Source organism: Photobacterium profundum, from assembly GCF_003026285.1.
Taxonomy (GTDB): Bacteria; Pseudomonadota; Gammaproteobacteria; order Enterobacterales; family Vibrionaceae; genus Photobacterium; species Photobacterium profundum.
Map to the genome: position 1 here is coordinate 1 of NZ_PYOD01000002.1, position 14,523 is coordinate 14,523.

Consider the following 14,523-nt stretch of genomic DNA (forward strand, 5'->3'; position numbering starts at 1 on the left):
ATCCAGATCAATATTTAAAATTAGATAGTTGAAATCATTTAAACATACTACCACCCATTATTACCAGCCGTCAGCATAGTAAACTCAAATGTCAATATAATATTAAGGAATAACCCACCCCTTGTAACTGGTTGATTAATTTGTAATTAAATAACACTTACCACAAGAAAAATATAACTGACTGGCTTGATCGTTAATTAACAATAAACCTTAGAATTAGACAATTTATAATCTGACTATTTATTACTTAATAATAGCAAACCCTAATTAACATCAACCATTCCTAATAAAACAATAAAGTTGCGCAAGACAAAGCATTGACTATATTTATTTTAAAAATAAATAAAGGAGCAGAACGTGAATAGGAAAAATACTTATTTCATCTCGTTGATAGCCTTCTATGTCTACTTGCTGTTTGGTTCATTTAGCTTTGCGGCAGGTAATGAAAAAATTAAAGAAGGTGAAGCGCTTTATAATCAGAACTGTGTTTTTTGCCATCAGCCAGATGCGATTGGCAAACCGGGGTTTGCCCCATCTTTATCCAATCCTGAGTTACTTTCAATTTCCTCCGACAAGTTCCTAATGTCCACAATTCGTGATGGTCGAAAAGGGACAGCCATGGCCCCTTACGCTCATCTTAACCGTGACGGCATTAGCGCCATTGTTACCTATTTACGCAGCCATGAAACCCTGCCCAATCGTTCTGCCGCTGTTGAGGCACAAAGACCTGCACAGGGCGATCCTCGTAAGGGAGAATTATGGTTCAGAGATATCTGCGCGACCTGTCACGGCATTAAAGGGGATGGTTACCTTGCTGGTGGCTCTGGTTCAGCCATAGGGAAGATCGGCTTTTTAAGTAAGGCAAGCGATGGCTTTATTCGTGAAACCATCAAAAACGGTCGTTCCAATACCCGCATGTTGCCATTTTCTGGGCCGGACGGATTGGCAAATCTAAGTGAAACAGAAATCGAAGATATCATTAGTTATATGCGCACATTAGGTAAGTAAAGGAGTTATATACCATGAAGCGAAATAAAGTATCACGCCGAAACTTTTTGAAAGGTAGTGGATTTATTGCAAGTACCGCAGCAGGTGCTGGATTGTTTGTGGCACATAACCCTGAGCTAGAAGCTGCACCACTAACAGGGGAGCCCACCAAAAGAACTACAGCTTTAGCACAATGCCCATATTGTGGCGTTGGCTGTGGCACCATTATCCAGGTTGAAAATGGAAAGATTGTTTCCATGCGCCCAGATAAAGACCATCCAACAAACTATGGTTTGCAGTGTATCAAAGGGTTAACGGCAGCAGAGCCAATGTATGTTGACCGCATGGAAGGTGACCCGTATGTGCGCAAGGATGTGTGGGAGGAATGGAATAAACCGGATCACGGTGATATTGAATATATAAGTAAAACCAAAGGCTCGTTTGATGAAGAGCATTTTATCCGGGTACCCTACCATGATGCTTCCGATATGGTCGCTCGTAAGATCGCTCATTTTGCCAAGAAATACTCAGGAAACTCCATCTCCCTTTATGGTTCTGGTCAGCTAACAATGGAAGGCCAGTACCTAGAAAACCTGTTTATGAAAGGAGTACTGGGGTCAAACACCATTGAAGCGAATGCGCGCATGTGTATGACGTCAGCAGTAACGGGTTATTTTGCTACTTTAGGTTCAGATACCCCACCACTGGCTTACGATGATATCGAATTGGCCGACATGGTGATGCATTTTGGTCATAATGCCCGAGAGTCACACCCGATTATTTTCTGGCGTATTGCCGATCATAAAAAGAAGAAGGATATCCCAACTGTCGTTGTTGATCCCCGTGCCACCGGAACCAATAAAGGCTATGCCGACATCAACGACAAGAACAATGTTCATGTGCCTCTGCTCAATGGTGACATCAGTTTTTTGAATGCAATTGCTCATGTATTACTTAAAGAGCATAACGACGTTATCGACTGGAAGTTCCTCAAAGCGCATGTGACCGGCTGGCAAGAATATATTGATGGCGTTAAAAGGAATTATAGCCCAGAGCAGGTTCAAGATCGCATGGGTGGCGTCAACCATGATGTTTCACCAGAAAAAATCCGTCGCGTTGCCGCAATGTTTGCCGATGCAACTCGCAAGCGACTCGCACGCAGCAAGGGCAAGCAAGAGGGTGAAGGGTATGGCGGTGTCATCATCATGTGGGGTATCGGCTATAACCAACATATTCATGGTCAGCACAATGTTATCTCTATTATTAACTTGTTAACATTAACCGGTAATCTAGCCAAACCGGGGTGCGGTCCCTTCTCTATGACTGGCCAGCCGAATGCGATGGGTGAACGTTTTACCGGCGGGCTGACTGGACGCCTGCCCTTTAATGAAGGTTTAGGTAACCTCAAACATCGCGCCCATATGGCTAAAATGTGGCGGGTACCAGAGAAAAACCTAGATAACGCCGCCAGTTCACCCAACCCTGGTTATGCTGTGGGGATGATGGAACGTGCCCTCAAAGACGATCTTAAAGCCATGTTTCTGGTTTATGCGACCCACATTGACTTACCTGATCAATACAATCTGGTGCGCCCAGCACTGGCAAAAACCTTTAACGTCGTGCAGGAGATCTATCGCCATGCACCGAACAATCTTTATGCTGATGTGATCTTCCCTGCATGTACCTGGGGCGAAGTCAACGGCGTTTATATTAGCTCGGAGCGTCGGATCAATATTACAGAAAAAGCAGCGCAAGGGCCTAAAGGTTGCCGTCCTGATATGGATATGGTGATTGATAAAGGCAAGGAAATAGCAGAGTTACTGGGGATGGATGGCAATAAGATCTTTCCTTATAAACGAGGCAAAGACGGCGAATACGATGCCGAAGAAGTCTTCAGGGATGTTTGTCGTGCCTCTGTGGGAACGGATGCTGATCTCACTGGAATCCTGGATCGTGAAAAACTCGACGGCATCAGCCCATATGAGCAGCTTAAAACCCTCCGCGGTATACAGTGGCCGGCCCCTAGCTATGAAGCGGCGAAAAATGGCGGCACACAACGCCGTTACATGATGCAGGAAGGTCTATGGGAAAATCGCCCCTATGGCTACTTCCGAACTAAAGACGGCAAGGTGCATATGAAACTGTGCCAGCAGGATTATAGTCAACGTAAAGAGATCACCAAAAAATTGATGGAATTTGGTGTCAAGAAAGATCATTACACCATTGATAATCAAGATTTAATTATTAAAGCCCGAGATATGGCCTTAACACCGGATCTCCCTGATGAAGAATTCAGGGGCCAACCATGGCAAAACGTTCCTAAAGACAAATTCCCATACTGGATGGGTCTCGGCGTGGTTTATGAGCACTTCCATACTGCCAAATCAAACCGTAGCCCGACAACGCGACGACTGGTACCAGAGATGTATGTCGAAATGCATGCAGAAGATGCCAAAGATCTCGGGATTAAAGATGGTGAATGGGTGCGTGTTGTGAGCCGTAGAGGTTCGTTAGAAGCCAGAGCACAGGTCGGTGGTACGGATAGTTTAGTGAAACCCGCTCGAAATAGTGTGCCGCGCGGTTATATGTTTGGCCCTTGGAATCTGTCAGTGGCAGACAGTGCCGATCCCAAGAAAAACAAATGGCTAGCAAATGGCATCAGTAACCGTTGCTGGGATCCTGTATCCGGACAGGTCGACTTTAAAAAACTGGCTTGTCGGATAGAAAAAATATAATAGCAATGCTGTGGCAGAGTCTTTATCACTGTCACCGAGTTAGTCGTAAGGCATTAGTACTTTCATACCTGTAGTGGAATAGTGAATTTTGGTGCATGAGTACTAATGTCTTTGGGGAGTTTGTGGTTATTTATACCCAAGCACCTTGAGGCAACATGGGTATAGAGGTAGTCATTTGAATAGACGACGTTTTCTAAGGCAGCTTAGCTTATTAGCCTCCGCAGGTGTTTTCTTTAAAACGTCGTTGGTTAAGGCTGCTTTTAAAGCAAAACAGTTCACCCAACGTTATTTACGTCCCCCAGGGGCACTCAAAGAAGAAGATTTCATCAATCGCTGTATACGCTGCAATCAATGTGCAGAAATCTGTCCTAATAACTGTATCAAGTTTTTTGACTCCGAAAATGGACTTGAGTCTCATGGTACCCCCTATATTACACCACGAGAAAAGGCCTGCATTTTATGTATGAAATGTGGCGATGTTTGTCCAACAGGGGCGATTCAGCCGATAAAACGTCAATTGGAACCCATTGTACAACAAGTGAATATGGGGGTTGCTCGGGTCGATAAACAGCTGTGCTTATCTTGGCAGGGAAAATCTTGTGGGGTCTGTTACCGGGCCTGTCCACTATCAGATGTTGCGATAAAAGTTGGCTTCATGGAGCAACCTGAAGTACTCGACGCTTGTGTCGGGTGTGGCCTGTGCGAACGCAGTTGCATTCAGATTCCACAAGCAATTAAAGTCATACCAAGTCATACATTAGATGCCTTGAGGAGATCGTAATGTCGGATGAGATTGATCTTAAGCACCAAAGTCAATCGGCGGGAAAAATAAGCCAGCCATTTTTTCTTTGGCGTCATCTGAATAAATTACGCTGGTTATGTCTGGTCATTGTTTTTTTAATGTTGATTTTGATCCCGCTGCTTAGTCTTTACCAACATTTTGTTGCGGCACAGGGCTACAACCATTTAACTGGCTCAGAAAAATTTCTCTATGATTCCATGGCATTTATTACCGCCCCTTTAGTCAGCGATCCTGAGCATGAGCTTGATGCAATAAAGGGAACAACATGGTCTGGTCAGTTATTTGGCCTGAAGTTAACGGATCCATTGGCACTCGTCGGGCAAATTGCGGCTGGAATCGAAATTTACTGGCCATTTGCCCTTACGGCAATGATCCCGATTATCTTTACTCTGCTATTTGGACGATTTTTCTGCGGCTGGATTTGTCCTGCGACTTTTTTATATGAGCTAAACACCAATATGGCTGTTTGGCTTAACAAGATCGGCATACGAACGGGGAATCGGCGTTTTAACAGAATGTTTAAGTACCTGATACTGATCGTTGGCATCGTACTGTCAGCTCTGACAGGCAGCATTTTTTTTGCCAGTATTTATCCACCAGCTGTGATTGGTCGGGAATTATATTTTGCTATTGCTCTGTCGGGGTTTGGAGGCGGAACACTCTTTTTTATCCTTACCTTGTTGTTTGATTTACTCGTTGCTAAGCGGGGTTTTTGTCGATACCTATGCCCGGGTGGTGCGCTGTATTCACTACTTGGTCGTTATCGGGTATTTCGTATCAGGCGTATTGTTGAGAGGTGTAATGACTGCTCTAAATGTAATGCGATTTGTGAGTTTGGCCTCAACCCAATGGAGGATGACTTCGGGCAAGAATGCAATAATTGTTCAGCCTGCATCGCGGTCTGCCCTAAAGATGCGATGACGTTTGCTGTTGCGGTGAAAGATTATAAATATCAAGGGCATGGTCATCACAGTCGTCACTATCGCAAAAACCAGGGTGATAACAGGCTTGGTGATATCGAAGTAAAAAACCTCAACGATTGAGGATCGATCATGGACAGAAGAGCAATGGACAGACGATCATTTCTTTACCGCATATTTAAATCACTCTGGCTAACCGCCATTGCGGCTGTTCCCTATGGTATCGGCCGTATGCTCATGCCAGAAAAGAATCAGTTAGCCTCTTTGAATAAATCTCAGTTAAACCATGACAAATTAAGACCTCCCGGTGCATTAAATGATGACATTGCTTTTAAAAAGGCGTGCATCGGATGTAGCTTGTGCGCAGAAGTTTGTCCCCCTGCCTGTATTCAGTTTTACCACCTTGACGGTGCCAACAATGCCAATACTCCCTACATAGAACCCGCCCTAAGGGCGTGCATTTTATGTGGGAAATGTATGGAAGTTTGTCCAACGAATGCCCTAACTGTCACTGAAACAAGAAAAGTAAACATGGGCCGTGCTCAAATAGAACGTTTAGCCTGTTATCCCTGGGTTGACCGAGGTATTTGCGGCGCCTGTGTCTCAATTTGTCCTTTGGGTGAGACGGCTATTAGTTTTGAATTTGCCAATATGTACCGTCCTGTCGTTAATGATGGCTGTGTCGGTTGCGGTTTATGTGTTGAAGTCTGCCCACACCCGAGTTTACCAATACGTGTAATTAAAGAAGCCGATGCTATTGTATAAATAGGTGGTCAATGATGTTAAAGCACACTGTTAACTTATTATTTTGCTGTTATTTACTGATGCTCAGTATCCCGAGTTATAGTCACCATGTATTGGGACGTCCTTCATATAGCCTAAATGAAGACTCGAATACCCCGCCCAGTATGGCTGTTGAAACTCAGATCGGTAATTATTTCATCACCTACATGGTTTTTCCTGCCTTTCCCAAACCGAATGAACCGGGACGGGTTAACTTGTACGCCACCCGTATTGATAACGGCCAGACACTGAATACATCAATTACTTTTTCTGTTCGTGATGACCGTTGGTTTGGTAGCAAAGAACCCAATGAAACTATCGGTTTACAAGAAATAGATGATGGGGTTTACCGGCAAGGTTTTTTATTCAAAAAAGCGGGTGACTACGTTATTCGTGCTCATTTTGAAGCGGATGGGGAACCCTACGAAATAGACTTTCCACTTCAAGTTGGCTCTGGCAATTCTGTTGGCCCAATAGGGGCTGCTATTGGTTTTTTAATCTTTTTCTTGATCTGTATAAACATAGTGCAACGTAAACGTATTGCGCGTTCTAAAATTCAGCAGGGGAAGCAAACATCATGATTATGACCCATCCAGGCTTACCCATTGAGCTGGCCATCATCATTGGCATTAGTATGTTACTGTTAGGTTTATGGGCCTTAAAAAGTAAAGCGCCAAGTCACACTACCACTGCCAGCACATCATTAGCCCATGTCCCCATAGTAGGGACATTTTTTAAGTATATAAGCCAACACACCTGGCCGCTCTTGCTACTTAAAATAGTATTTGCGCTTCTATTTGTTTTGATTGTAGTTGCTGGGTTATGGGGCACCCCGATTGTTGAACGTAATCTTGCAACGACATTGACCTGGAATTTCTGGTGGACGGGTATCATTATCGCCATATTGTTCAGTGGGTCAGCCTGGTGCGCTATCTGCCCCTGGGATAATATCGCCAGCTGGCTGGTCAATCACAAATTATGGCATCGCTCCAACTCTAACAGCAGGCTGCAACTGAGAGTGCCCAACGTTCTGCGTAACATTTGGCCTGCCAGCCTATTATTTATTGGGTTTACCTGGCTTGAATTAGGCGTTGGTATTGTAGCCAGCCCTTATGCTACAGCATTACTGGCACTGGCGATGGTCATTTTGGCAACCACGACTCTGGCGCTGTTTAAAGGCAAAGCTTTTTGTCGCTATATGTGTCCGGTTGGCAGAACCGTCGGCGCCTATTCTCAGCTCGCACCTGTGGCATTGCGCCCCATAAATAGTGATACCTGCAGAAGCTGTAAGACATTAGAGTGTTATCACGGTTCAGAGAGCATTGCTCCTTGTCCAACCCAGCAGATCATGGGGCGTTTACAAGAAAATACCTATTGCACCTCCTGTGGGAATTGTACGCAAAGTTGTCCCTCTCACAATATTAGCTGGCAGATACGCTCACCAAGTAGCGAGGCGATCAACGATGCCCGTCCTCATACGGATGAGGCATTCTTCATGTTGATCCTTTTGGCTCTGACCCTTTTTCACGGCTTAACCATGCTTGACCACTGGCAAATCTATATTAGTCAGATAGCGCAAAATATTAATGACAGCGGCCAGCTCCTTTTGAGTTTTACCATTGGCCTGATAGCGTGCTTACTACTGCCCATTTTATTGTATGGTGTGAGCATCTGGTTAACGTCAAAGTTATGCGATGAAACTGCCGAGGTCAGTTTTAAAAAGTTATTCTCCGGCTTTGCTTTTGTCTCACTGCCGTTAGCCTTTTCCTACCATATTGCCCATAACCTGAATCACTTTATTCGTGAAAGCAGTAACTGGACAGAATTGCTTAGCAATCCACTGGGTATTGATACCCAGCCATTAAGCATGATGGAAAAACACATTCGTCATATGGCAATGATGATCCCTGAAAATATGTTATTCGCCTTGCAAGGTCTGTTAATGGCTGCTGGTTTCTTTATTGCCGTACAAGTCATTCGTCATCGGGGAAGTCATCTATTTGCAGCCCGAGGCATACAGTTACTGCCCATGCTGTTGTTCGCAACGTTAATTTCCGGCATTAATCTGTGGATGCTTGTACAACCGATGACCATGAGAATGTAGAAGGAATTGTATCGTGAATAAAGATAATCCAATAGATCGCCGGAGTTTCTTTAAACATAGCTTTGCAAAAATGGTTCAGACTGGCAACGATATTATCGAACAAAAAGCGATTGAAAAAGCGAAGGGCTGGATCCGACCTCCTTTTGCCGAGCAGGAGCTGGATTTGTTAATCAACTGCAGCCGTTGCGGCGATTGTATCAGTGCCTGTCCACACCAAGTCATTTTTCCTTTACCACTGAAACGTGGTGCTGACGTTGCTGGAACGCCAGCGATGGATATTATTAATAAAGGCTGTCACCTCTGTGCTGACTGGCCATGTGTAACGGCCTGTAATGAGAAAGCGCTGGTATTTCCGATAAATAAAATAGATGAAAAGGATAGTACGGGTGAAACAGAAAATTCTACGGAAACATCCGTAGGATCAGCAGAAGATAAAAAACGTCCGGATGCGCAGGATTGCCCTCCTATGGCCAAAGCCGCCGTCAACAGTGCTACATGTTTGCCCTACTCCGGACCTGAATGTGGAGCCTGTAAAGGCAGCTGCCCAATCCCCGACACTTTAGTCTGGCAGAATGAAAAACCCAGCATCATACATGAGAACTGTGTCGGTTGTGGATTATGTCGAGAAGCCTGTATTACCAGCCCTAAAGCCATTGAGATCAGCCCCATTGTAATTAACAGCAAAGAACAGCCGGATCGCAACCTGCGGACTCAAGAGAATGTTTAACCTTTGCAAAAGACTATTGCATCGTAAAATTGTTTTTGGCAGCACCTTTGGCGTCGCCCTTTTTTTTATGTTCATCGGTGTGGTGTGCTGGGGGGCATTCAACACGGCGCTTGAAGTAACTAACGATATGAATTTTTGTATTAGTTGCCATGAAATGGAGGAAAATGTTTATACAGAATATATCAACACCATACATTATAATAATCGTTCGGGAGTAAGAGCCACCTGTCCCGATTGTCATGTTCCAAAAGAGTGGCAACATATGTTGCTAAGAAAAATATTCGCCTCTCGGGAATTATTTCAAAAGCTTATCGGCACGATTGATACGCCTGAAAAATTTAACCTTAAGCGATTAGAATTGGCCCAGCATGTCTGGCAAAGCATGGAGCAAACCAATTCCCGTGAATGTCGTAATTGCCACAACTTCAATGCCATGGATATCGCATTTCAGGAAAGCCGTAGCGGCCTGGTTCACACCTACGCACAACAACGAAATAAAACCTGCATTGATTGCCACAAGGGTATAGCCCACCAACTTCCTGATGGCGTACTTCCCTACAAGGGAGGCAATGATGATGACCACCAGTATTATGAACAACAACAAATCGATTGTTATCAGTGTCATGAAGGGATGCCCAAACCCAATACCGATGATTGGGAGCTTTAATCCAAGCTCAACCAAAGCAAACATTCCGCCAATCAAAATGAAGCAGAAGCAAGAGCGTCTGAAGGTTATACCAAATCCATTAATTATCTGATCAATTCAGCGAGAGTTAATGGAATTAGTATTACATAAAAAATCCGGAATCAGTTACTGATTCCGGATTATGTCAGGCTCATAGGATCGTTCAACTGATCAGCATTACCCTAGGGTACTTTTTATTGTTAGAAAGCGACAGTTAAGATTTGTTACTGACCTTCCATCTCAAAGCCAGGTGTAAAGACTTCTACACGACGGTTTTGAGCACGACCATCTTCTGTATCGTTCGCTGCAACTGGCTCTAGTTCACCACGACCTTGCGCCTGAATTCGACTCTGTTCAATACCAAAGTGTGTTGCTAAATAACCAGCAACCACTGCTGCACGTTCTTCAGATAGATTTTGGTTATACGCTTCTGCACCACGGCTATCAGTGTGACCGATAACAAATAGTTCAGTTTCTGGGAAGTTAACCAGACGCTGCGCAATAGGTTGTAGCTGATCAATATCTTGCTGAGATAACGTATCGCTATCAAACGCAAACGGTAGTGCAACTGTAATTGGTTCTACTTGTACCATTGCTGGAACAGGTGCAGGCTCAGGTGCTGGTTCAACAACTGCAATCGGTGCAGGAGCGCCCCAACCATACACTAAGCTGATGCCATAGAAATGAGTGTCCCAGCTAGCATCAATGCCTGAATCTTTAAGTTCTACATCATGGTAATATTGGTATTCAAGGCGTGCCGATAAATTCTTATTAAAGAAGTATTCCGCACCTACGCCCGCCGTACCAATGATACCATCATCAGAAACGTCAATAGGGCCACTACTATCAGCGAAATAATAGAAACCACCCGCTTTAGCAAACAAATCAATAGAGTTAGTCACGTTCCATGTGAACTTACCAACAAGATCAATACCTTGCTGCTCAATTGATGTATTGGTCCCTTTAATGTCAGCTTCACCAAGGTAGGTATAACCACCTTCAACGGCAAACCACGGCACAATGTTATATCCTAAGAATACACCACCACCCCAATCCTCTTTATCAATTTGAGCTGGACCAAGACCAGAGAAATCACTGTAACTCGTACCACCGACTCGAGCACCTGCATACCACGGATTTTCTGTTGCAGCATTAACTACACCAGAAATGAGTAACGCAAGCGGAAGTATGTAATTCATTTTAGACATTTTTCAATCCTTTTATTATTTTAGTGCCACTACCATGTACACTTTTAGGCTCAGTTCTTATTCTTTACAAGCCGACTTTCTATTTCTTCCATATAGTTCAATTTTTCTTAAATCATTTCAGCACGATAGTTATTATTGTTCTATACTTTATCCTTGCATTTACCTGAAACTTATTAACTTAACTATCAATTACTTAAGGGGTTATAAGAAGCGCTTACAATTCAACGTATTCACCTACTTTATCTAAGTTTAATATTTGAACAACCATCAAATATCCCTAACGTTAATAAGTCATTAAAAACAAAAAAGTGAGTTTCACTGCACGTTTATTGGCTAATGCTGTTTTCTTAGCACTAAAAGTACATTTATTAACAATTAGAACTGTCGAAACAGTTTTAAACATGATTAATGCCAAGTAGAATACCCCTTAATATGACCATGTTTGATTTAATCACAGACAAGTAGAATATGAATGTAAATGTTTCTGATACACCTTTTGAAAACATCGATGACCCAATAAAAAATAAAATCACCGTTGGTGTTGTAGGAGGTGGAGTTGCTGGTTCAACCGTAGCACTTCGTTTAGCCGAACTTGGCATACCCGTGACTCTATTCGAAGAAGGTGCGACCTTAGTGAATGGTCCCCCTATTTGTCACTTACATGCTGGCGGTAATTTATATCGCGAGATATCAGACGAACAATGCGTCACATTGCTTCGCCAATCGATAGATACACTGCGCGTTTTCCCTCATACCGCAAACATCCGACCAACCGTTATCGCTGTACCATTACGCGATTCAGGTAATCCTGATACATTATTACCACGCTTAAAGTTACTTAAAAATGTATATAAAGAACTTATCGAGCAAGACAAAGGAAATGCTGTACTTGGTGATCCAAATGAGTACTTTAAAGTTTATCAACAACAAGATTTGATAAACCTGGCCGCTAAAAGTTTACCGTTAATGCCAATTTCACTGGATGACTGGATGATTCCAGTGGCTAAAAATTTGAATTTAAATGAGTTCAAATACCCCATTATCATGGTTCAAGAATACGGGTTAAGTATATTTAGAATAGCCGCAACGGCATCTTTAGCCTTTGAAAAATTACCAGCCTGTACGGTTTATACTAAAGCCAAAGTAACGAATATAGAAAAAAGTAATCGTGGGAACCAACAAACTTGGAACATTTCCTTTCAACGTTTTAATGAGCAACTTAATGATCATCAAACGGAGAATATAACCGTTAATTATCTCGTAAACGCTTGTGGTTATCGAACTGGATCATTAGATGATATGGCAGCCGTTACACGAAACCGCATGGTTGAATTTAAAGCCGCTTATGTCACTCAATGGCCAACATGTGAAGGTGTTTGGCCAGAGGTAATCTTTCATGGCGAACGTGGAACACCCAATGGTATGGCGCAATTAACACCCTACCCTAATGGATACTTCCAGCTTCATGGAATGACAGAAGACATAACCTTATTCAAAAAAGGGCTCGTCAGTTCAACTAAGCAAAGTGCTCAGCCAAAACTTGAAGAACACTTCATTAGTAAGCTTAAAACACAGTGGAAATCGTTTGAAGTAACAGCTCGAACGCAGCGAGCAATCAATCACATGGCACAATTTGTTCCAAATTTCGGTGATGCAATTGTAGGTGGAACCCCTCTTTTTGGTGCACAGCAAATTCCAGGGAATGACCCAACATTACGTGCAGCAGATGTTTCTTTCGAGGATCAACGTTACGCCCGCTCTGAAATTGTAAAAGCGTCGTCTGCTATATCTGCAGCAGATGCTATTTTAGACAAACTGGTAGAAGAAAGCCTGATTACTAAAGATATATTCGCTAGCTTATTGTCACGTGAAGAACAGTTTCAAGTTACGCATGCACTTAACACTACAGATGTCGTTCAAGTTGCTGAACAGTTAGCCGAAAGCAGACATTTCCCGAAAGCTTTAGCTCAGCCCGTTAATATCGCCAACAATCAAAAATAGTTTATAAGAACGACAATGACAGGAGCGTGTCAATCGCTTCTGCATTTTAAGCATCATAGATGAGTCATATTGTTCTGCCTTTATAACTTTACATTCAAATCATTTCATTAGCAGTGCTTCTTCATCAATACAATTTTGACCTACCCAGAATTGCGTTTTACCAATAGGCATACCACGGTAATGATTATTATCGATACGTTGGTATACTTTATTACCAACTAAACCAATAGTCAAAACAGAACATAATATCAATATAAAATGCTTTTCCGTTATCCTTGTTATGGCTACGTTGTTAACTTCACACCTCTTAAAATGCTGACAAGACGCCCAAAATAGTGCAATTGATATTGCACCAGTTAGCTGGCTTAGAGGTGAATCAACGACACCAGAAACTAAACTATATGCAAATCCAGATAACATAGAAAGGCCAGAAACTCTTATTAAACGGTGTTTAGTTAAATATATCGTTTTAAAAGCATAAAGAAGCAGTAACGAATAACTGATTGCTGAAATTACTCCCCAATTAACAAGTATAAGTAATATTGAGTTATGTGGACGACCAAAGGTCGTTGAGTTACATATGAAAGCATCACCACCATGCCCCAAAAATGACACCATTTGTAGCGCTTCGATCCAAACCGCTAGACGACCAGCATCTGTTGTTCGGATATTAGTCCAAGCATCAGGGCTTATGCCCAAAACTAAATATTCAGGTAGAGGTGACAGTAAAGCAAGTTTAATGATAAAGCCAGCGATAAGGGAATGAAAAAATACTGATAAAATCATTTTTCGTAATGATTTGTCGAACCACGCCCAAAGTAAAATTGCCGTGATACTACTAACTGCAATTCCTCTCCCATCAAGAGCTATAATAATTGCGAAGTTCAAAGCCAATGGTAATATAGCAAGTATATAAGTTTTAGACTGACGAATTGCAATTATTGTAAAGTACATTACTGGAATGATTATCCAAGATTGTACTTGATTAAGCATTCTAGGATTAGCAAAACTTATAATACTATGAAAAGACAATTCAATATCATATGCGACTGCTACCCAATGCCCTAAAATAACAGAAAAAAACAAAAGGTAGCTAATTAGCGTAAAATAGATAAAAATCCGAGTTCGGCCTTGATAGCAAACCATGGATATTACGGCACAAAACAACATTAGACCAATAAAATAAAAATAATCTTCTTGTGCTCTATAGAAATACAAGCCAAATAGATTCGCTATCGCTGCTGAAGAAAAAAATATTACAAATAAAACTTTAACTTTTTGACTCAGACTATTGAACTGGTGAATTATTTTATATCTAAATTCGTGATGTAATAAAACATGAATACTCATAACAATCAAAAGAAAACAAACAAATATCCTTTTATAATCATACAACCCTTTGATGTCATCTTTCAGTACAAATAAATTAAAGCTAAAGAATGCTATACCTATTAGGCTAGTCACAAAGAGTACAATGATTTTATTCGTGATTTTATTCATTGTATCCTCCATGATTTCATTACATAAAACCTATTCTAGACCAGATTTAGGAATATACCTCCATCGATATA

At 42.2% G+C, this 14,523-nt stretch carries 12 protein-coding genes; 10 read left to right on the top strand and 2 right to left on the bottom strand.

Going from position 1 to position 14,523, the window contains the following annotated elements:
• Positions 1–357: 357 nt before the first annotated feature.
• The 9 genes from C9J48_RS04860 to C9J48_RS04900 all read left to right on the top strand — a co-directional run bounded on the left by C9J48_RS04860 (position 358) and on the right by C9J48_RS04900 (position 9,725).
• Complete coding sequence (locus tag C9J48_RS04860) at positions 358–1,008, top strand: c-type cytochrome (RefSeq protein WP_006229367.1); 651 nt, start codon at positions 358–360, stop codon at positions 1,006–1,008.
• Positions 1,009–1,022: 14 nt separating this feature from the next.
• Positions 1,023–3,722 carry a molybdopterin-dependent oxidoreductase gene (locus tag C9J48_RS04865; RefSeq protein WP_006229366.1) on the top strand — a complete coding sequence of 900 codons (2,700 nt, stop codon included), beginning with the start codon at positions 1,023–1,025 and terminating at the stop codon, positions 3,720–3,722.
• 175 nt (positions 3,723–3,897) lie between these two features.
• Complete coding sequence (locus C9J48_RS04870) at positions 3,898–4,503, top strand: 4Fe-4S dicluster domain-containing protein (protein ID WP_081450078.1); 606 nt, start codon at positions 3,898–3,900, stop codon at positions 4,501–4,503.
• Positions 4,503–5,567: a 4Fe-4S binding protein gene (locus tag C9J48_RS04875; protein ID WP_006229364.1), complete on the top strand. Its 1,065-nt coding sequence runs from the start codon at positions 4,503–4,505 to the stop codon at positions 5,565–5,567. Before C9J48_RS04870 ends, C9J48_RS04875 begins: the two co-directional genes overlap by 1 nt.
• A gap of 9 nt (positions 5,568–5,576) precedes the next feature.
• The gene (locus C9J48_RS04880; RefSeq protein WP_036802631.1) at positions 5,577–6,209 is read left to right on the top strand and encodes a 4Fe-4S dicluster domain-containing protein; all 633 of its coding nucleotides are present in this window, start codon (positions 5,577–5,579) and stop codon (positions 6,207–6,209) included.
• 11 nt (positions 6,210–6,220) lie between these two features.
• Positions 6,221–6,808, top strand: a complete 588-nt coding sequence (locus tag C9J48_RS04885) for a hypothetical protein (protein ID WP_036802629.1) — start codon at positions 6,221–6,223, stop codon at positions 6,806–6,808.
• Positions 6,805–8,331 carry a 4Fe-4S binding protein gene (locus C9J48_RS04890; protein ID WP_006229361.1) on the top strand — a complete coding sequence of 509 codons (1,527 nt, stop codon included), beginning with the start codon at positions 6,805–6,807 and terminating at the stop codon, positions 8,329–8,331. Before C9J48_RS04885 ends, C9J48_RS04890 begins: the two co-directional genes overlap by 4 nt.
• 13 nt (positions 8,332–8,344) lie before the next feature.
• Positions 8,345–9,058 (top strand): 4Fe-4S dicluster domain-containing protein, encoded by a 714-nt coding sequence (locus tag C9J48_RS04895; protein WP_006229360.1) that lies wholly within the window; start codon positions 8,345–8,347, stop codon positions 9,056–9,058.
• A complete protein-coding gene (locus tag C9J48_RS04900; protein WP_006229359.1) occupies positions 9,051–9,725 on the top strand; it encodes a NapC/NirT family cytochrome c in 675 nt (224 codons plus the stop codon). Before C9J48_RS04895 ends, C9J48_RS04900 begins: the two co-directional genes overlap by 8 nt.
• Before the next feature lie 242 nt (positions 9,726–9,967).
• Here the strand turns inward: C9J48_RS04900 and C9J48_RS04905 are convergent, their stop codons facing one another.
• Positions 9,968–10,951 (bottom strand): OmpA family protein, encoded by a 984-nt coding sequence (locus C9J48_RS04905; RefSeq protein WP_006229358.1) that lies wholly within the window; start codon positions 10,949–10,951, stop codon positions 9,968–9,970.
• 468 nt (positions 10,952–11,419) lie between these two features.
• Here C9J48_RS04905 and C9J48_RS04910 point away from each other — a divergent pair, with 468 nt between their 5' ends.
• Entirely contained in the window at positions 11,420–12,952 is a 1,533-nt protein-coding gene (locus C9J48_RS04910; protein ID WP_006229357.1) for a hypothetical protein, read from the top strand.
• Between the two features lie 99 nt (positions 12,953–13,051).
• On the opposite strand, the gene C9J48_RS04915 is transcribed toward C9J48_RS04910, so the two are convergent.
• The gene (locus C9J48_RS04915; protein WP_006229356.1) at positions 13,052–14,452 is read right to left on the bottom strand and encodes an O-antigen ligase family protein; all 1,401 of its coding nucleotides are present in this window, start codon (positions 14,450–14,452) and stop codon (positions 13,052–13,054) included.
• Between the last annotated feature and the right edge of the window lie 71 nt (positions 14,453–14,523).